The 19,359-nt window shown below is 68.3% G+C and carries 15 protein-coding genes; 9 read left to right on the forward strand and 6 right to left on the reverse strand.

The window, feature by feature from the left end; translation table 11 throughout:
* Positions 1–7 precede the first annotated feature (7 nt).
* From ACZ51D_RS32830 to ACZ51D_RS32845, 4 genes are all read left to right on the forward strand, one after another.
* Complete coding sequence (locus tag ACZ51D_RS32830) at positions 8–961, forward strand: terpene synthase family protein (RefSeq protein ID WP_465664306.1); 954 nt, start codon at positions 8–10, stop codon at positions 959–961.
* Between the two features lie 328 nt (positions 962–1,289).
* Positions 1,290–2,624 (forward strand): prenyltransferase/squalene oxidase repeat-containing protein, encoded by a 1,335-nt coding sequence (locus tag ACZ51D_RS32835; protein WP_465664307.1) that lies wholly within the window; start codon positions 1,290–1,292, stop codon positions 2,622–2,624.
* Entirely contained in the window at positions 2,621–3,997 is a 1,377-nt protein-coding gene (locus ACZ51D_RS32840) for an SDR family NAD(P)-dependent oxidoreductase (RefSeq protein ID WP_465664308.1), read from the forward strand. Before ACZ51D_RS32835 ends, ACZ51D_RS32840 begins: the two co-directional genes overlap by 4 nt.
* Before the next feature lie 104 nt (positions 3,998–4,101).
* A complete protein-coding gene (locus ACZ51D_RS32845; RefSeq protein ID WP_465664309.1) occupies positions 4,102–5,361 on the forward strand; it encodes a wax ester/triacylglycerol synthase domain-containing protein in 1,260 nt (419 codons plus the stop codon).
* A gap of 167 nt (positions 5,362–5,528) precedes the next feature.
* Here the strand turns inward: ACZ51D_RS32845 and ACZ51D_RS32850 are convergent, their stop codons facing one another.
* From ACZ51D_RS32850 to ACZ51D_RS32870, 5 genes are all read right to left on the reverse strand, one after another.
* Positions 5,529–8,531, reverse strand: coding sequence for a hypothetical protein (locus tag ACZ51D_RS32850; RefSeq protein WP_465664310.1), 3,003 nt, complete (start codon positions 8,529–8,531; stop codon positions 5,529–5,531).
* 281 nt (positions 8,532–8,812) lie between these two features.
* Positions 8,813–10,066 carry a tyrosine-type recombinase/integrase gene (locus ACZ51D_RS32855; protein WP_465664311.1) on the reverse strand — a complete coding sequence of 418 codons (1,254 nt, stop codon included), beginning with the start codon at positions 10,064–10,066 and terminating at the stop codon, positions 8,813–8,815.
* 957 nt (positions 10,067–11,023) lie between these two features.
* Complete coding sequence (locus ACZ51D_RS32860) at positions 11,024–12,040, reverse strand: hypothetical protein (protein WP_465623791.1); 1,017 nt, start codon at positions 12,038–12,040, stop codon at positions 11,024–11,026.
* 103 nt (positions 12,041–12,143) lie between these two features.
* On the reverse strand, positions 12,144–12,746 hold the full coding sequence (locus tag ACZ51D_RS32865) for a hypothetical protein (protein ID WP_465623790.1): 603 nt from the start codon (positions 12,744–12,746) through the stop codon (positions 12,144–12,146).
* Positions 12,746–13,363 carry a hypothetical protein gene (locus ACZ51D_RS32870; RefSeq protein WP_465623788.1) on the reverse strand — a complete coding sequence of 206 codons (618 nt, stop codon included), beginning with the start codon at positions 13,361–13,363 and terminating at the stop codon, positions 12,746–12,748. Before ACZ51D_RS32870 ends, ACZ51D_RS32865 begins: the two co-directional genes overlap by 1 nt.
* Before the next feature lie 441 nt (positions 13,364–13,804).
* Here ACZ51D_RS32870 and ACZ51D_RS32875 point away from each other — a divergent pair, with 441 nt between their 5' ends.
* Together ACZ51D_RS32875 and ACZ51D_RS32880 are read left to right on the forward strand one after the other, a co-directional pair.
* Positions 13,805–14,236, forward strand: coding sequence for a hypothetical protein (locus tag ACZ51D_RS32875; RefSeq protein ID WP_465623786.1), 432 nt, complete (start codon positions 13,805–13,807; stop codon positions 14,234–14,236).
* A gap of 111 nt (positions 14,237–14,347) precedes the next feature.
* Entirely contained in the window at positions 14,348–15,511 is a 1,164-nt protein-coding gene (locus ACZ51D_RS32880; protein ID WP_465623785.1) for a HEAT repeat domain-containing protein, read from the forward strand.
* Positions 15,512–15,736: 225 nt separating this feature from the next.
* Here the strand turns inward: ACZ51D_RS32880 and ACZ51D_RS32885 are convergent, their stop codons facing one another.
* A complete protein-coding gene (locus ACZ51D_RS32885; RefSeq protein WP_465623783.1) occupies positions 15,737–16,330 on the reverse strand; it encodes an HD domain-containing protein in 594 nt (197 codons plus the stop codon).
* A gap of 62 nt (positions 16,331–16,392) precedes the next feature.
* On the opposite strand from ACZ51D_RS32885, the gene ACZ51D_RS32890 reads away from it, so the two are divergent.
* From ACZ51D_RS32890 to ACZ51D_RS32900, 3 genes are all read left to right on the forward strand, one after another.
* Positions 16,393–16,971: a DUF4240 domain-containing protein gene (locus ACZ51D_RS32890; protein ID WP_465623782.1), complete on the forward strand. Its 579-nt coding sequence runs from the start codon at positions 16,393–16,395 to the stop codon at positions 16,969–16,971.
* Between the two features lie 133 nt (positions 16,972–17,104).
* Complete coding sequence (locus ACZ51D_RS32895) at positions 17,105–17,764, forward strand: hypothetical protein (protein WP_465623780.1); 660 nt, start codon at positions 17,105–17,107, stop codon at positions 17,762–17,764.
* A gap of 204 nt (positions 17,765–17,968) precedes the next feature.
* The gene (locus ACZ51D_RS32900; RefSeq protein ID WP_465623778.1) at positions 17,969–18,652 is read left to right on the forward strand and encodes a DUF6308 family protein; all 684 of its coding nucleotides are present in this window, start codon (positions 17,969–17,971) and stop codon (positions 18,650–18,652) included.
* Positions 18,653–19,359: the final 707 nt, after the last annotated feature.

Consider the following 19,359-nt stretch of genomic DNA (forward strand, 5'->3'; position numbering starts at 1 on the left):
GCGGGGCATGAACGACAACGTTGCCCGCCGGCAACTGCCGGGCGGCCTACGGGAAGCCCGGACTGGCGGGCAGATACTGGACTGGGCACGGGAGGTGGGCCTGATCTCCGGCCAAACCGAGGAAGAGCGTCTGGCAGCCATGCGGCTCGGGGCGTTCGCCGCCCTGATCGTGCCGCGGGCCGACGCAGTGGATGCGGAGCTGACGGCGCAATGGGCCGCGTTCGTGTGTCTGGTCGACGACCAGCTTGACCGCAGTGAGTTCGGAACCCGTCCCGATGAAGTCGGTGCAATGTTCGGCCGGTTACTGGGGGTGCTGACCGAGGACGGGCCGGTCCGGCACGAGACAGGGGTCGAGGCGGCTCTGGCCGACTTGTGGCGGCGCACAGCTCCCCGCATGTCGGCAGCGTGGAGGGCCCGGTTCGTTGCTGACTACCGCGACTTCGCTCAAGCCACCCGCCGTGAGGCCGAAGCCCGCAGGGACCACGTCCGGTTGTCGCTGGATGACTACCTCGTACAGCGGCGGAGCACCATCACCGCTCTGCCCATGGCGGACATCGTGGAGTGCACCGCCGACGCCTCATGGCCCAGCCTGCCGCCGAGACAAACCCGAGTGCGGGCGTTGCGGCTGGCCGCGGCCGACGTCGCCGGCTGGACCAACGACCTGGCCTCGGCGGCAACCGACCTGCACAGGGGCCAGGACAACCTGCTGAGCGTGCTGGCACGGGAGCACAGGTGCTCCGCCGACCAAGCGCGAAAGCAGGCTGTGAGCATGCGAAACAACCGGCTGCGGGACTTCCATCTCCTCGCCACCGAACTCGCCGAGGGCGTTGATGTCCCGCCGGGCGAGCGTGAGCAGGTGCGGCGCTGTGTGGCCGCACTCCGCTGCTTCGTCGAGGCGACGCTGCAATGGCTGCACGGCACGGGGCGTTTCGAGACGCGATGGCTCCCGGACCCCACCTGACCGGCACCTCCCCGCGTCGTGTCCGTCACCCCTCTGAAGGAACAGAACACCGATGAGACCGCCCTCCGCCGAGCAGATGACCACTGCTTGGTCTCCCTCGTTATTCCCCGCCGACCTGCATGCTGGCCGGCTTCGGCTCCTGGCGCGGCTGTCGGCACGGATCGGACCGGACGGCGCTCTGCGTGCCCCCTGCGGCAGCCGGGTCACGGAGTCCGCTCTGACCCTGGCACTCCTGGACAGATCCAAGCACGCACACCACAGCGCGGGCGCACGCCTGAGGCACTACTTGGAGCGCCACCGCGGTTGCGCCGATCCCTGGGACGCGGCGGTGGCCGAGACCGCCCTTCACCGGCACGACGGACATGGCGCCGACAACCGGGCGTTGGAGGAGTTCATAGCCCGGGCACCGGACTTCACCGGGCCCCGCAAACGTGCCCTGGCCCAGGCCGTCTTCACCATGCTCGGCGCTGAAGGCGCGTACGTCGACCCCGGTGCGGACGCGTTCGATGTGACGGCACTCCATCCCTGGGCAACCGTGCAGGTCACCGCGGTCAAGGTGATCCTGGCCCGAGCCGCCGGCCGATGCGAGCCGCCAAGCGCCGACGACCTCGCCCTCCTGCTGTCAACCCAGTGCCCCGGAACCGTATGGGAGGGAAACCTCCTCATCCACCTGTCGGTCCTGCACGCGCTCGCCGCGCTGCCCGGACAGGCCACGGTGGTGACCGAGGGCATCAACACCGCGCTCATGCACCAACGCGCCGACGGCGGCCTGCCGTTCGTCTCCGACACCGACACCTGGTGCGCCATCACCGCCGGGCTCGCGATGCATGCCGCCGGCGCACCCGAACGAACCGTGCGGCACGTTGCCGACCACCTGGTGCGCATTCAGCAGCCCCAGGGCGGATGGTCCTACAGCGAAAACGCCCAGCTCCCGGACACGGACTGCACCACCGTCGCCACGGAGTTCCTGCACCAGCTGGACGCCCGCGCGTACCGCACATCCGCCGAGCGTGGCCTGAACGCCTTGATCGCCATACGCGGCGCGGACGGCGGATTCCCCACCTACGGCGCGGGCACCCCCTCCGAGGCCTGCATGACGGCTGCCGCCGTCAACGCGCTGAGTACCCAAGGCCTGCGGTACAGAGACCTCATCCGATCTTCCCTGCACTTCCTCGCCGACCGCCAGCACGCGGACGGTACTTTCCCGCCCGGCTGGAGCAGCAGCCGCCTCCACACCCTGTTCAGGGCTCACCTCGCCGCCCAGCACCAGTCCTCACCCCGAGTTCATGCGATGAGCCAACGCATCGTCAACCTGGTCCGCTCAAGCCAGAACGACGACGGCGGCTGGGGGCAGCAGGCCGGTGCCCCCAGCGACGCGATCAGCACCGCCTACGCCCTGATCGTCCTGACCCGGCTGCCCGACCCCGGCCCGGCCGCCCGCGCCACCCGGTACCTCCTCGATCAACAGCGCCCCGACGGCGGCATCACCTCGGTCCCGGACATGCTCGGCCCGCGCCCCTTCCCCTACCGCATCCCGGAGCTCGCCGACATCTTCGCCCTGCTCGCGCTCGGGCATCTCACCCGCCGCATCGGGCCCATGCCCACCGTCGCAGCGAACCGGCGCCACGGCACCGCATTGCTCGCCGAGAGGACAACACCATGACCCGCATCCGTCCCGGGACGATCTCCTCGCCACTGAAAGGGCGCGTCTGCCTCATCACCGGTGGCGCGGCCGGCATCGGCTGGGCTCTGACCCGCGCTCTGGCCGCGGCCGGCGCCCACGTACACGTGTGCGACAACTCGAAGCCCAACCTCGATCGCGCCGCCACCGACCTCGCCGACGCGTCCCCGCCGGCGTCGGTCACATTCAGCGAGGTCGACGTATGCGACCGCACGGCCCTCGAGGAGTGGATCACCACCGCCTGTTCCGAACGCGGGAGGATCGATGTCCTGATCCACAACGCCGCCTACGTCAACTGGACGGACGTCGAGGAGATGACGGTCGAGCAGGCGCAGCTGTCCATGCGTACCGGGTACGACGCACTGGTCTGCTCGGTCAAGACGGTGCTGCCTTTGATGCGATCCGGCGGCGGTGGACAGATCGTGGCCATGGGCTCCGCGGCGGGGCGGATCTTCGTCAAAGGGCCGTCGGCCTCCTACGCCGCCGCGAAGGCAGCCATCGAGGCGTACACCGAGATGCTGCGGATCGAGCTGGCGGGCTCGGGTATCGACGTGACGCTGGTGCGGCCCGGCACCGTCGCCGGAACCGACTTCTGGTTGCACGTCCCGTCCGAACGGATGCCCAGGATCGCCGACTTCCTGGCTCCCACCTCACCGGAGAAGGTCGCGGCCGCCGTCATCGAGGCGATCGGCCGACGACGTCCGGCAGTGGACATCCCCGGCTACCTTCCTGCGTTCCACCGCGTGTACACCATGGTCCCCGGACTCATCCGCAAGGCGGCCGCCACCGGTGGAAACAGCCGCCGCGACTACGCGCTCGCGTCCCCGTCACGCCCCGCCTCTCCCGTTCAGCCGGCCGCCAGCCCCAACGGCACGGCGAACGCTGACGGCATCGCGCTGCGGGCGCTGAAGAAGGCCGGGCACAACGCCCGCTTCGTGCGTGTCATGTCCGTGATCGCACCGGGCATCGACCGTACTGCCCACCGGCTCACCGGCGGCCGGACGCTCCTCATGCCCCTTATGCTCCCGTCCCTCATGCTCACCACCACGGGCCGCGTCAGCGGACGGCCTCATCAGGTCCCTCTGCTGTGCCACCACGAAGCAGACGGCAGTCTCCTCGTCGTCGACAGCAACTTCGGCCGACCTCATCACCCCGCCTGGTCCCACAACCTACTGGCCACTCCCCACGCGGCGGTCACCCGCGGCGGACGCACCTTCACAGCCACCGCCACCCTCCTCGAAGGACCTGACCGGAGCCACGCCTGGGACCACCTGGTGGAAGTCTGGCCACCCTACGAGTCCTTCGCCCAGCGCTCGGGACGCCACCTGCGGATCTTCCGCCTCACGCCGCTCTGACCGCCCCTCGGTTGAGCACACCTCCAATGAGCTGAACCCCCAGCAGGTCACCCGACCTGAGCCCGAAGCCACTCCGCCCCACCAACCTGCCCGGAGAAGAGGCCGTGACCGTCCGCCTACGCCCCACCCCCATGGACCTGACCATGCACAAGATGGCCCAGATCCAGCCATCGATCTCCCAGACGATCGGGGCCTTCCTCCACCTGGACGGAGCCGCTCCGCCCCTGGGCGAACTCCGCGGCCATCTCGCCTCCCACCTGGACCACGAGCCCCGCCTCACCCACTACCTCCACGGCCCGGGCCTCAAAGCGCACTGGGCCCACGACCCAACCCCCGACCTGGAAACGCGCGTTCGGGAACGCCGCCTCCAACCCGGAGACGACCACCTTCACGCAGCCCTGCAAGACCTCGTAAAACACCCGCTCCCCGACCAAGGCCCGCTCTGGGACATGTGGCTCCTACACGGCCACGCCCCCAACCGCTACGTCATCTGCTACCGAGCGCACCACAGCACGCAGGACGGCGGCGGCTTCCTCAACACCCTCCGCCATCTCTTCGGCACCGCCCCCACGCTCCCCACCACAGGACCGGCCCCCACAGGACCGGCCCCCACAGCCAAGATCGGCGCCTACGCCAGCACCCTGCGCGCAACGCTCGACGCCTGCGCTGTCAACAACGTCTGGAACGACCCCAAACGACCACTGACGGGCACTCGCATCACCAGCTGGGCCGACATCCCCACCGACCACCTACGCACGACAGCCGCGAACCGCGGGGGCAGCACCAACGACGCATTCCTGGCCGCACTGACCGGAGCCCTGCGGACCTGGAGCTCCGCCCACTGGCCCCGGGGGGCCAACAGGCCATTGCCCGCAGTAGCCATGGTGGACCTGCGCCGAACCGAGGAAGCCGACCTGCCCGGGAACCACTGCTCGTTCATCCCCGTCCCCCTCCCGTGCCATCAGCCGAACCCTGTCAGCCATCTCGAAGAGATCACCGCCATCACCCGAGCCGCCAAGAACCCAGCACGGCGCCACGCCATGCGAGTTCTGATGGACCTCACCCCCACGCGGCCCTTCTCCGCACTGGCCACACGACTCACCACCCCCTCGCGAGCGGTCATCACCACTTCCTGCGTCGCTATCCGCCAACCCCTGAGCCACCAGGGCAACCCCGTCAGCCACGTCCAGGTCTTCAACTGGCTCCCACACAATCAGCCCGCATCAGTCATCGCATGCAGCTACAACGACACCACCAGCGTGTGCTTCGTCACCGATGCCTCCCTACCAGAACTCCACCAACTCCCAGCGCTGTGGAGCCAAGCCGCCGCCAAGCTCCGCCACCCGAACCGTGAGGCCGTGTAAGCGTTCTGACGCGGTCATGGTCGTCCACCATGCCGGGGCCCTCCTCCTGCGGATATGAACGGGGCATCGCGCGGCCGACCGGGGGAGCAGCGACTGATACTCGCGTCCGAACACACAAGTTCCGCCAGATCAGGGCCACTCGGGCAGCTGCCGCCCCGCCGTTCAACTCATGGCCGTGCCGGAAACACCTCCTCATGCGGCGCATCCAGTGTCCAGTAGGCATAGCGGGACGCCAGGAGCGCGAACACCGCCTGCGGATCCGGCCGCCTTAGGCGGACCTGGAGGCCCAGGGCGGCAAGGGTCTGCATCGCCGAGATGGCCAGCATCTTCTTCAGGAACTCGCTGGTGAACGTGTCGGCGGGCAGCTGTGGATCGTCCGGCCGTTCATCGCGGTACATCACCTCCACGGCCCGGTGTGCCTCGGCGGCGGAGCGCGGTGGCACCGGCAGGCCCTCGCGCTCGAGCCGGGCGTTGACGACGGGGACGGCGACGGCGGCAAGGATGTGCCAGTCGAGCCAGCCCTCGCCGCGCAGTTGCTCCACGACGCCCCGGAAGCCCTCGTGGGAGCGGAGCCTGGGCAGGGTGTGGCGCAGGACCTGGGGGATCCGCTCGTAGCGGGCGCGGACTCTCGTGGCAAGGTCTTCGGCGTCAGCCAGCGGGCCCGGGCCGGAAGAGGCGCTCAGTGCCGGATGTTCCTGCGGCGCGGGGGTGCTGGCCGCGGGAGCCGGCAGGGCGGCCATGCGATCGAACGCCGCGGCCGGTGTGATCTCGGCGAGCTCGTCGTAGGGCCGGCCCGCGAAGATCTTGTGCGACAGCCCGTGTGAGAACACGTCGTCCACGAGACCGAGGAACCTGTCCTGCGGTAGAAGCGAATGCATCATGAGGATGTGCACCACGGTGCGGACGAGCTCTCGTTGGTGCTCATCCAGTGCCGCGGGGTCGATCGGCGGCAGGTGCACCGTCCAGTGGTCCGGGTGCTCGAACACGGGACGCAGCGGTGGTGTCGATGACAGGTGGACCCGGATGCGGATCTCTCCCGGCAGTATCAGAGCGTCGAGCGGGCCGAGTTCCGCCAGCACGACCTGGGCAGCTGCTGCGAAGCGCTCGCAGGCCAGCACCTCCTCGCGGCTGTTCGAGCATGACAGGGACCAAGAAGTCCCGAAGGCGGCCCACTGGTAGGTGCGGGTGGGACCGCTGTCGCTGAACGGACGTCCCACACCTTGCTGACGGGCAATGTCGGCCCACTCTGAGCCGGTCCGGGCGGGCTCGGACGGGAGGCCGTCGAGGACTGCCACGAGGAACGTGTCGAAGCCGATGTTGGCATGGAGCTCTTTCAGGTGATCGGTGAGGTCAGGACGGCAGTCCCGGGCGACCTGCAGGGTGCGGCACTGTACGGCGACGGCGGCGGCGAACTCCTCGTGCTCGTTCATGTTCCACGGATCGTCACAGAAGACTCCCTGCGCGCGGATCCCGATCTGCGTGAGCGCGGCGGCGCTGAGCCAGCTGCCGGCCAGGTAGTCGCACTCTGCCGCACGCAGGATCCCCTGCGGGATTACGTGGGCGAGGTCACTGCGCCCGGTGGACTGGGCGACGGCGGCAGCGGCGAGCGCGTACTGCTTGGCTGCCAGCGGCAGCCGTAGCTCTGCGTAGATGCGCGACAGGAGCAGTACGGCGCTGAGTGAGTCGTCGAGGTTGTCACCGGACCACAAGTTGATCTTCATGGCGTGGATCTCGTCGAGCGCTGCCAGGAGGAGTCCGGAGTGCAGGAACTGCTCAGCCCGTTGGCGGCTGCGGTGGGCTTTGGTCGCACCGCCGGATGCCTGTGCCATCTGTTCGTCGAGCGCGGTGCTGATGCGCTGGTAGTCGCTGTGCCGTACCAGGAGCGGTACGAACAGTCCGAAGAGGTCGGCGGTCGTCTCGACGGGGAACAACGGAGCGCTAGGCAGAAGGTCGCACAGTCGACCCAGTGCCTCCATCCCGGCGTCGAGGTCAACCAGTTCATGACGTTCGGCGACTGCCACCGCCTGCGACACATCCTCGTGCCCCGAGGGTGCGGACGAGCTTGGGTCGGTACGGGCCTCGACGTCGAAGCGGACGTGGAAGGCGACGCGGGCCGCCAGGGCGAGCAGTCCGGCACGGCGGTTGGGCGCTGGGTCCTGCCGCAGGAGTTCCTGGACCCGCCGGCTCAGTTGCTCGTGCCAGGCGGCCAGCTCCGCAATGCCGATGCCCGTGAGTCGTCGGCTCCATGCGCCGTGCACGTAGGTGAGTAGGACGCTGCAGTCATGAAGCAGGCCAGCGTCGTCGGAGTCGGGTAGGACAGTGGTGAAGAACGCCTGTGCCAAGCCATCGGCTGGGTGGAGGTCGCCGGTGCCTCGGAGGGTGGCCACGGCGATCTCGTACTGCAGGCGGGCCGGGACGGAGCTGCCGTCGGGATAGGGGATCGCCAGCATGCCCCGCGCGTAGCCGAGCCACTCCGCGAGGTCGGCGCGGGCAGGCGCGTTGAAGGTGGCGTAGCGCAGAGGAGTCCGCAGATCACCCAGTTCGCCAGGCGTGCCGTTGAATTCCTTCCGCTCGCGCCACCGTTGACGAGCCTCGCGGTACCACCGCGGCAAGGCCGCCTCCGACGCGGTGGGTGTGGGAGCGAGCGCAGCGGGCACCTGCAGATGAGTGATCGCGAGATAGAACAGGTCCGGCTCGGCGAGTTCCTGGGCGATCGCGGGACCGTCCCAGATGTCCAACGCCACCCCCAGAGTGCGTGCTTCGGCCTGGAGGTCGTGGCGCTTGCTCACGGGAACGCCCGCCACGGTGAAGTAGACGACCCGCTCAATCGGCTCGCCCGCTCCGCAGATGGAGAGCAGGTCCTTCTTGATCTTCCCCGGCACCTTGGTCCGCTGAATCGTGCAGGCAAGTACGACCGGGGCCTTCGAAGCAAGACGGACGAACGCCGACACTTCCGGGACCTCGTCAGGCAGCCGCGTCCAGAAGCTCTCCCCATCGCGCCCCTGGTCACCCCCGGTGCCCACCGGACCGGTCGCGGGCAGAAGATTAGAGGCGATTCTGCGCCGAGCCAGCCCAAGGCACAGCTGCTCGAACTCGTGGTGGGCGTTGCGTTCACCCAACGTCTCCAGGGCGAAACGTATGAGCTGGGCAACCTGCAACGGTGTCGTCATCTCCACCTCACCAGGCGGAACCGGTCCCGCCTACCGAGGCAACCGTAGACGACACCACCGACAGCCAACCGCACCATCGAGGCTCGTGCTTGCGAACACAGCGCCGTCGATCGCGGGCCGAACAGTCGGGAACTCCTAGTCGAGCAGGCGAGAGTGATCGCTGCTGGGAGGAGCGGCCGTTCTGCACATCCCAGCGGGTCGACTCGTCTCCTCACAGAGTTCGCGGGACGACACCGTCGGTCTGGGGCTCGCGATGCTTCATCCTCGTCATGAGTGCAGTCCTAAGCAGCCCGTGGTAGCGAGCACCGGGTTGCGACGGTGATGTCGTTGCCGTGATCGGCGTCGGCTTGATCGAGTGCTTTGGCGAGGGCGTTGACGGCTTGGTTGGCGGAGTCCTTGAAGAGGTGGCCGTAGAGGTTGATGGTGGTGGCGAGGGTGGCGTGGCGCAGGGTCTTGGAGACGATGGCCAGTGGGATGCCCATGGCGATCATGATGCTGGCCGCGGTATGTCGGAGGTCGTGAAGGCCGATGCGGGGGAGGTTGATCTCGGCGGTGCGCTTGCGGAGTTGGTCGAGGACCCACTGGGGCCGCAGCGGTGAGCCATCGCCGCGGGAGAAGACCAGTCCTTCGAGGCGCCCGTCGGGGTGGCCGGCCATCTGGATGGCGGCCTGGCGGTGGAGGGCGGCCATGACTCTGGGGGAGAGGCTGATCCAGGCGCGGCTGGCGGGGGTCTTGGGCTGGCCGAGGTGGAGGACGCCGTTGTCGATGGCGGCGAGGTTCCAGCGGACGAAGAGCAGGTGGTCCATGAGGTGGACGTCGGACCAGTGCAGGGCGAGGATCTCGCCGCGGCGCATACCGGTGCCGAGCATGACCTCGAACAGGTCGGTCAGCTGGTCCGCGTAGTTCTGGGTGCTGTGGCGCAGGAAGGTGGCGGCCTGTTCGGGGGTCCAGCAGATGCGCTCCTCTGCGCGGGGCTTCGGTGGGACGGAGTGTTTGGCGGGGTTGTAGCGCAGGCGCCAGGAGCGGACTGCGGCGTTCAGCGCGTTGCGCAGGGTGGAGACGGCCCGGTAGACGGTGACGCGGCCCCGCTTGGCCTCCAGCTGGGCGGTGATCCAGTCGTCGATGTGCTTGGCGCGCAGGTCGAGGAGCCTGCGGTGGCCGAAGGCGGGGATCAGGTCGCGTTCGACGCAGGCCTTGTAGCCGGCGTAGGTGTTCGGGGCGAGGGCCTGCTCTTTGATGGTGAGCCATTCGCGGAGGTAGCTGGCGACGGTGGTGCGGCGGCTCTCGTAGACGCCGCGCAGCTCGCCGTCCAGGACGGCGGCCATCTCGCGGGCGGCTTCGGCGTGGCTGGCGAAGCCGCCCCGGCGGCGGACGCGGCGCCGTCCGTCCTCACGGGCGAGATCAAGGGCGTAGGTCCACGTTCCGTGCTTCGCGTCCTCCAACAACCGCATGCACCAGGGGCCGAGCTGCTTCTTGTTCTCGTCCTGGCAGCCGCATCGACGGTAGACCCTGCCGCGCTTCGTACGCTGTCCCATGTTGGTTCCTCCTTGGAGTGGGTGGTTACGGGTCCAAGGTTCGCCGGGCGGCTGGGGGTGTTGGCAGAGCGTGCGGAGCGGGGCGCGAGGCACGAAGGGGCCGGTCGGGCAGGACACGCTCAAGACGACACACCGCTCTGAAGATCACGATCCGTAGCCGATGGGTAAGCGACCATAATCTGCCCGCACTGGCTGGCTCGGCGAGCCGGTGTGTGCTGCGGTGACCGGGGCTGCCAGGCGCTCGTGAAGGCCCCTGCTGAGCGGGCGTCAGAATCACGTTACTGGGCGTAACCGGCGACGGTTGGCGGCCCTGGGGACCACTTGGGGACCACGTGCGATGAGCGCTCATGAGCGCCCATGGGTCATAACGGGCGCCTGTGCACGAAATGAACGCTGATGGCTCGCCACCTCGCGGCGAGGGCGGCTGTCCGAAGTTGTGTGCCGATACGCACCAACTCTGCTGGCTCCCAAGCATGTTGACACAAGAAAAAGCCGGAGCCTCAAGGCTCCGACTGTCGACTGGGGGTCAAGGGGTCGCAGGTTCAAATCCTGTCGTCCCGACAAGGGTTCATCCCATTGTCGCAGGTCAGAGGCCGTTTTCTCGTTCACGAGGAAGCGGCCTTCGGCGTGCCCTGGGGCCTGCCTCTCACATTCGTCTCACGGTTTTCACGGTTCAAGGGCGAGGCTGGCCCCTGCTCGACGCCGTTAGCGGTGACCATCTGCGCTCTTTCTCCTCTATGTCGGATTTTTCGATCACTGCAATGGGCTAGATGGTCGCTCGCCGTGATCGGCGATTCTGCCCGTAGGGTTCGCACTTGACGCATCTGCGATCGATCAAGTGCGCGCCAGCAGGTCCGGCAGCTGTCCAAGCGACTGGCGAGCTGGGCGGCGATGAGGCAGCCGCAGCTGCCTTCGTTGAAGGGGTGGCGCGATGGGGGCAGCGCTCCTGGTGCGGCGTCAGACCCGCACCTCGAGCCGGGTGTGACAGGCCCGCCCCGGGGATGGTGGAGGGTGTCGCGCGGTTGGCTTCACCACGTGCGGTGGGTGAGGGTGAGCAGTCGGTCGAGTTCGTGACGCAGGAGTGCGTCGCGGAGCTGGTCCCGAAGTGGTGCACAGGAGTTGAGCAGGTGTCTGACGCGGTGTGAGTCGACCGGTCCGGCCCCCGGGCAGTGCGTCGAGGCAGGCGCGGACCACCTCGTCGGCGTTGGGCAGGAGGTCGGCCAGCTGGTCCGGGCCGAGGTGCCAGCGCAGGTTGGCGGAGAGGGCGGCCATGCGCTCGGCGCGTTGGGCGTGGTCGAAGACTTCCAGTTCGTTGCTCTGCTGGATCATCCAGAGCAGCAGACGGGCCCAGGGGAACTGCTTGTCCGGAGTGGCGGAGACCATCCCGCCGATCACTGCGAGCTTTCCCGTCCACCAGGCCGGTCGTGCGGCGCCGTGGGGTTGGTCGCGCCTGATCCAGCGCAGCCGGTCCTCGTCGGAGGCGTCGAGAAGATGGCGGATCTGGTCGCGCTCGGCCCGACTCGAGCGGAGCCCTCGGCGGAGGTCCGCGTAGTCGGGGGCAACCGGGCCGGTGATCTGGTGCAGGGTGCCGTCCCGGGTGTCGACGAGGATGGCCACTCGGCTCTCGGGTTGCCAGTACTCGTCGAGGTCACTGCTGAGGGGTGTGATCTCTTCGACTTCACAATCCAGCTCCGCCAGGGCTGTTCGGAGGTCAGCGAAGGTAGGCACGGGCGTGGGTCCCTGGTCGAGGCGGTGGCACTGCACGGTGAACCGGCAGCCCTGCCACGGCTCGTTCCTGGAGGGCCGCTCCCACGTGAACTCGACCAGACCGTAGTCGCGCCACATCAGGTTGTGCCGAAGGTTCTCCCCGAATTCGCCGAGCCGGGCGGTGACCTCGTCGGGCGTGGAGCTGCAGTCCAGGCTGTGGACTGTGCCTCGGGCCACCACCTGGGCGAAGAAGGCGAGTTCACTCATCCGAGCCTCCCAGTTGGTGGCTGTGACGAGCTCCACAGCTGCAGGCCGGCGATCCGGTCCTCGACGGTACCGGGCCAGTGCGGGTTGGGCAGGCCGTCGTGGGTCATGTGCTCCCTGCGCCACAGGCGCGGCCACAGGTCCCGTTCGAGAGGGTGGAGGTGGTGAGGCTGGTCGCAGGCACACGAGCGCTGTACCGCTCCGCAGTCGCGGCACAGGTCGATGAACCCGTGGCCGGTCGAACGAGAGATGGCGGGGCGGCGGCTGCCGCATCCGCGCAGCCGGGCAGTGTTTCGCCGTTCGCCAGGCTGATTTGGCGGCGGACGAACTCGGGCAGGGCCATGGCTGGATGGCAGAGCGGATCGAGCTGGTAGCAGCTCTGCCGCCCGTGGCGGTGCCACCAGGTGCCCGGGCGTCGGGGGACCCGCTGACCGGCATGCTTCTCGCGTCGCCGCCGCTCGGCGTACCGGGCGTCCTCGGCCAGCCGGAGCAGGCGGGCCTCGTGGAGCTCGTTCACCGCGCGTTCCAGCGAGTCGGGATCGGCGTCGAGGTCGCGTGGTATCGCGGCGCTGACCGTCAGGTGGTGGTAGGTGGAGCGGAAGCCGTACGGGGCGTACAGAGTGAGGCAGGTACGCAGTGACGCGTGGCGTCGCCGTACCGGAAGCGTGCGGTTAAGCACGAGTCGGCGGTGCGTCAGGAAGCTCGCCATCAGCTCAGCTTTCGCAGTGGTGCGGTGATGTCGAGTGACCGGTCGAACGCGCTGCCCAGTGCCTGCGCCGACTGGGGTGCGTTCTGTTCGGCCCATGCGGCGACCAGGAGGAGGAAGTTGGCGAGGTCGTGCTGGACTCCGGCGAGCAGCCGGGGGAGCTCGGTCCGGGCGATGTCGATCACCGGGCCCGGGTGCTCGCCGTCCGGGTGGAGCCGGACGGTGTCGCCGAGTTGCTCGGCCCATGGTGTCGGGTCGTGGCCGAGCCACAGCTCGCCTCCGTCGGCGATCTCCAGCCATCCGTGCCAGTCCTCCAGTCCGCAGCAGCAACCGGGCGTCAGCGTCGCGCCGGTGCCCGCGTCCTGGACGCGGAGCCCGCCAGGGGCGACGAACCCCTCCTCGTGCAGCAGTGAGCTCAGGAAGGCGTCGGCCGGGTCGGTCAGGTGGTCGTCGACCCGGCTGGAGTTGTAGCCGGCCATGGTGGCTATCGCCGTGCCGACCTGCTCATCGCTCAGCGTGCCGTTCAGCGGGGTGAGGTGGTAGGGCGGTTGCTCGGCGACCGGCCAGAACTCGAAGTCGGGGAGCGAGCCAGTCTCCAGCACGGGGTGTATGACGATCACCGGGCCCAGTGTCGCGGACACCTGCCCTGTGCGCCGCCGAATATCAGCGCCACCGGTGGCGGGCAGCTGCGAACCTACGGGGCGCTCCGGGCCCCGTGCCGAGTGCTGGCAGCCGCGATTGGGATGTAACGCCGGGCGCCGGACACGACATGGCCGGTGACGAACACAGCAGACCGTGCATGCGATCGGCTACCGAGGCAGGCGCTTGCGCCAATCCAGCGGGTCCAACCTCAGCAGTCCCGGGTGAGGTTCAGTCGGGGACAGGCCTTGAGCGTGTAGCGCGTCGGCGACTTTGGCGGTGATCGCTGTGCGGTTCGAGGCGGGGGTGAAGACGCCGGTGGTCAGCCACAGGCCGCACCCATCGGCTTCTCCCGGGCCGTTGGGGCGGCTGAGCCCGGACGCCGGCAGCTACCTGTCACTGGCGCCTGGGACGATCACGCCATGGGAAACCTCTACGACTACTACGCGGCCACCGACGACGCACAGGCCCTGGGCGTCTTCGAGGACGGCCGCATGGACGACCCGTTCGGCACGGTCGGTCTCAAGGGCGCCGATCCCTACCTGCTCCTCGGAGCCGTCGAGGCGTACCTGACGGGAGTCCCCGAGGATCAGGTGGAAGCCGACCCACGCTTCTGCGGACTGCTGAGCGATCCTCAGCACGAGGGCCACTGGCTGGTCTCGCTCACGGACAGGCTTCGCGACGCGCTCGCCATCGCCACGAGCGGGCGCCTGCAGGAGGCCGCCTCCGCGTGGACTCGCACCGATGACGGCGCGGGACAGGACGAGGAGCTGATGGCCGACTTCCTGCGGCGGCTGGCCGATCTCGCCTGCGACGCCGGGCAGCGCGGCCTGTACTGCGGCATGTCCCTGTAGGCGGGCCGCCATCGAACAGCCTGCTGCAGCCCCAACTGCCGACAACGGAGCGATCGAACTTCATCCACGGAGGACGACCGCCTGTCAGTCCCGCCCGCAACACTGCTGCCCATGAACACTCCTGGCGAGCCACCCGCCGGCATCGAATCGGTCCCGCACCCCAAGACCGTCCTGATCGACACACCATGGGCGGAGCTGAGCCACGCATACGGGTCGGCCGAGGACACACCCACCCTGCTGGTCGGCCTGCTGGACGACGACCCGGAGGTCCAGGCCCATGCCCTGGGCCAGCTGCAGATGTCCGTCCTCCACCAGGGCTCGCTCTACAGCAGTATCGCGCCGGTCGCGCTGTTCGTCGCCGGCATTCTCGACCATCCGCGCACCTTGGCCGCGCACGAGAGCGAGTACCCGTGGGACGACCGGGTCCGCCCCCTGCGCGCCGCGTTGCTGGAGTGGTTGGGCGCGATCGCCGAGTCGGTCGGCTACTACGACGACCGCGAGCAGGATCCCGAGTACGACGAACCAGCCGACATCGCGGCCTGCCGCGCCGCCCGCCCCGCGATCCACCAGGCGGTGGCTCCCTACCTGGCCGATTCCGCCCCCGTCGTTCGGGAGGCTGCCGTCGGCGCCGCCGGCCACCTTCTCAAGGCTCCCGAGCTCCGCGACCGGATACCCGACGCCGCCGAGCGGCTTCGCGCCACCCTGACCACAAGCGGGGACCGGCGCGAGCGCGCTGTGGCCGTTCTGACCCTCGTCGCCTGGGCGAAGGACACCAGCGACCTGCTCACCGACCCGGATCCGGCGATCCGCGCCTGCGCGGCCCTTGCCCCGCTCCCCGCCGACGACCCGCGTCCCATCGCCGTCCTTCTGGAGGCACTGTCGGACCCGCATGCCGCGGACCACTGGTTCGATGCCGAACCGCTGCCCCAACTCGACGGCTGGTTCCGCTTCACCCTCCTCCACGCCCTGCTCGCCCGCACTACCACCCTGGAGGAAATCCTCGACGCCGCCTTGGCTCTGATGCCCATGGCCAACGACTTCACCGTCGAACGCGACTGGGGACCGCTCCTGCTGCGCGCCTTTCCGGACGGCAACGCCAGCGAGGCGGCCCTCACCGACGCTCAGCGCCAACTCCTCAGCGCCATTGCGGCCAAGGACGACTGTTGGGGCAACATCGGCAACAAGATCACATGGCTGCGCAGAGCTGGCCTACCGACCGACCGCGTCTCTTTCGGGGTCCTCCTGGCAAACCCCGGCCAGGCCGCCGACGTCTGACGAAGCGTGAAGAGCTCAGACGTAACGGCCCTGCTGGTAGTCGGAGGCGGGGGCTGAGTTCTGGTACCCCCACAACCCGGGCAGGCGGCGGCGCCCATGTCATCTGCGGATCGGATCAGCGTGATCGCCACGGTCTTCACCTGCCATCCTCCGCTGCTGGCATCGATCCCGACCAGGCTGGCGGAGAGGTTACAGGTGTGCGGCATGCGGCAGTGCCTCGGGCGCTCATCCGATGCCCGGAGCGACTGGGTGCTCGGCTTGGAACGCCAGCCTGCGTTCGGCATCCTGCGCGATTTGGTCGAGAACATCATCGAGTGCCACGAACGCCTCCCACGGTCGCTGGTGGCTGGCTTCGGAGAGGCGCTCGATCAGTAGTTGTTCGAGGTCGGTGACGCGCTTGCCCTTCCAGGCCTTGTCAGCCAGGCTCACCAGCAGGTCGTCGGTGCTGACGCCGGGGGCGTTCCACGATGCGTGGTTGCGGGCGAAGCGGGCGAGTTCCTCGGTGACTCCCTTGGCGATCAGCAGGTCGTGGCCGGCCTCCTCGTGTGCGGAGCCGGGTTGGGAGAGCTCCTCGGGGTGCAGGATCTTCCCGATGTCGTGGGTGGCGGCGCCGAAGAGGACGGCGTGCCGGTCGAAGTCCAGCTGGGGGTAGTGCTGTTCGGCCCAGTCAGCCAGTCGGTGGGCGACGTCGTGGACGGCCCGGAGATGGGCCGCGAGCCTGGGTGGGGCCCTGCAACTCTTCGAGGAGGACCGCGACCTGGCGCGGGAGGGGTCGCAGTACGGGGTCGCCGGGCAGGGTGAGGGCTCGCTGCAGTGCATTGGGGGTCATTCGGGACACGGTAGGCCTCAAATGTCGGAACCTGCTGCAAGGGTGGATGGTTATGGACATCGACGGGTTCTGGAATGTGGTTGGGGCAGCGCGGGCCGAAAGCAGCGGTCCGCATGGTAAGGCGTTCGCCGAGGCGTTGGTCGACCAGCTGGCGGGGCTCTCGCAGGAGGAGATCCTCGCCTACCAGGAGCGATTCGACGAGGTGCACGGCGCCGTGTACCGCTGGGACGTGTGGGCCGCCGCCTATCTCATCGGGGGAGGCTGCTCGGATGACAGCTTCATGGACTTCCGGGCCGGCCTGATTGCTCTCGGGCGGGACTGGTACGAGCTGGCAGCCGCTCGCCCGGACGATCTGGCGGACCACCCCGCAGTGATCGAGGCCGCGGCCCGGGGTGACGACTACGTGATCTTCGACGAGGACGTGAACTACGCGGCCAGCTATACGTTCAAGCGCCTGACGGGTGACGCCGATGCCTTCCACGAGGCGTGGAAGCGCCATCGGGCCGGGCAGGATCTGGATGCGGAGCTGGAGTCCGACATGGGCGAGGACTTCGACTTCGACGACGCTGACGAGATGCACCGTCGCCTTCCCCGCCTGGCTGCCCTCTACCTCGGCGCAGCCGCCAGCTGAGACGTGTCAGTACCTCGAATGGTGTCGCTACCCGGGATAGGGCTGCTGTCATGGTGGTTTTGCCGACGTCCCTTGTGTGGCGGCTTGGTGGCGACCGTGCGGGTTGTCACTGGTGTCCGCTTGGATGGTCGGCATGACCGTCAACGATGTCGCCCGTTTCCTGCCCGATCCCGACGTCCTGCGGGACCACTGCCGGGCTTTGGCGATGCTGGATGCGATCCTCGGTCCCGATTGGTCCTCGCGCTACTACTCCTTCGACGCGAAGTGGTCGCCGACGGAGGAGTTGGCGTCGATGCGCAACGGTTCGGGGGACGAGTACTCGATCGTCTTCGCTCCGGCCGGTGGGTACATCCGGGGCTTTGACCACGAGTCGCCGATGAGCCCCTATGCCGAGGACGGAGTGTGGCAGGGCGTGGTGGACTCTGTTCCCGAAGAGTTCCGGTCGTCCGTCGAGGAACCCGCGTTCAACGACGACGGCATACCGACGGTGACGGCCTGCCTGTGGCGTAGGACGACTGACAAGAGTTGGCAGACGGGGGAGATCGACTTCCCGGAGGGCCATGTCGACCCCGACGGGGCCGACTGGCTGTTCCGGCTCCTCGCCGACCGATCTCCGGAGGCGTACGCCAGCTTCGCCGCCGACTACTACGAGGTCCCGGTCGACCTGGATACCGTCCGGCATATCTGTGCTCTGAGGCCGCTCACCGATGACGTGGTCCGTGCCCTCAACGCCGAGCTGACCCTCGCGGACCTTGCCGAGGAGATCGCCGAGATCGGCTACCCCACGACGTAGGAACCGGGGACGGAAAAGTGAGTACCGCGACTTGGGCCTGACCGGACTCGGTGGTCGGCCGTGGCCGCAGCTCGACTGAGCGCATCCACCTGTGCTTCCTCCGGGGCGCGACTACGATCGTGTGGGATACCGAGACGGCCTGGGTCTGGGCGGGGCCCGCCACGTTGCGGCAGCGAGTGGCCCCGTCGACTGGAGGGGGCGACTGTGCGCGAGCGGGAAGTGAGAGTCGGTGGTCACCGGATCGCCGTCGCCTCGGCCAGCAAGTGGATCGGCGCCTATTTCGATGAGAAGGCAAACGCAGCGGCCGCCGCGGTGAAAGGCGGGAAGCCGTATGCCTACCCTGTGTACGACCGCATGGATACGGGAAGCGGCCCGAACCAACTCAATGATGGGGATCTGCTGGCCCCGCTGCCGCTGAACGTGGGCCCGACGATCAAGGCGATGTTCAGTCTGCAGGCGGTGCGTCCTGAGCTCGAAGTGGGCCTCGCCTGTATCCCCGAGGGTCTCACCCTCCAGGCGGCCGTTGCTGATGGGAGCCACCGCCAGTTGTTCGAGACGTTGACTGGGGTCCTCGATCGGGCTGGTGGTGTGCCAGGAGTCGGCGGAACCATCCTCATGAAGATCCTGCACCGAAAGCGGCCGCTGTTCATTCCGCTGTACGACACCCAGGTCTATGCCTGCTACTGCGGTGCCACGGGCGACCATCCCATCCAGCCTGATCCCAAGCGAACCTGGGCAGAGTTCTTCACACTCCTGGCCGAATCCATGGCCGAAGACCTCGAATCGCAGCCGGAACAGTGGAGGACCCTCGCCTCAGCGGCCCCGGAAGACGTCACACTGCTGCGTATCCTCGATGTCGTGGCGTGGAATCTCGGCAAGCACGAATAGGCGCTCTCGGGTAGCTGTGGGGAGGCGTAATCGGAGAGACCACAGAGGTCCGTCGGCATCTCTCGCGCTCACAGCTGAGCCGCAGTGAGGAAACTCGCTGCGGCTCATGTCCCTCTCACGCACCTCTCACGGACTGGGTGTCATGAGGCGGTATCAGGCGTCATGGAGGGGGGACGAGATAGGCCCTGACCTGCACGATTCGGACTGGTGAACATCAGTCAGACTCCCGTTCGACCGCTGGGGGTCAAGGGGTCGCAGGTTCAAATCCTGTCGTCCCGACCAGCGTTTTCGCAGGTCGTAGGCCGTTCTTATCGAAATGATAGGAACGGCCTTTTCCTTTGGTGGTCGCAAGGTGGTCGTGAACGCTCGTTCACACGACCTTTGCTGGGCGCGTTTCCACAGGCCTGGCCCCTGCGACCCGGCCGTAGCGGGGCGTTTGTTCACCCATCCGGGAATCCGCGTGTGGCCGATCGCGGACCGGTCGCCTCGTCGGCGCAGAAATGGGCCCGGATACGCGGGAAACGGGCATGCCGGTGGAACCTGCGGCGTCGTCTGTCGCGACGGGCCGCACGTTTATCGGGTGTCAGTTATGAGCCGGGAATCCCGGGCATTTGTCGGCCCTGGAAGCCGGGGCGGCTCGGAACGCTGAGCCGACCTCAGGGGTGCGTTGGTCAGGCCGCGTGGCTGAACCGCGGGTTCGGCGAGCC

This window comes from Kitasatospora sp. NPDC033851 (genome assembly GCF_055576085.1).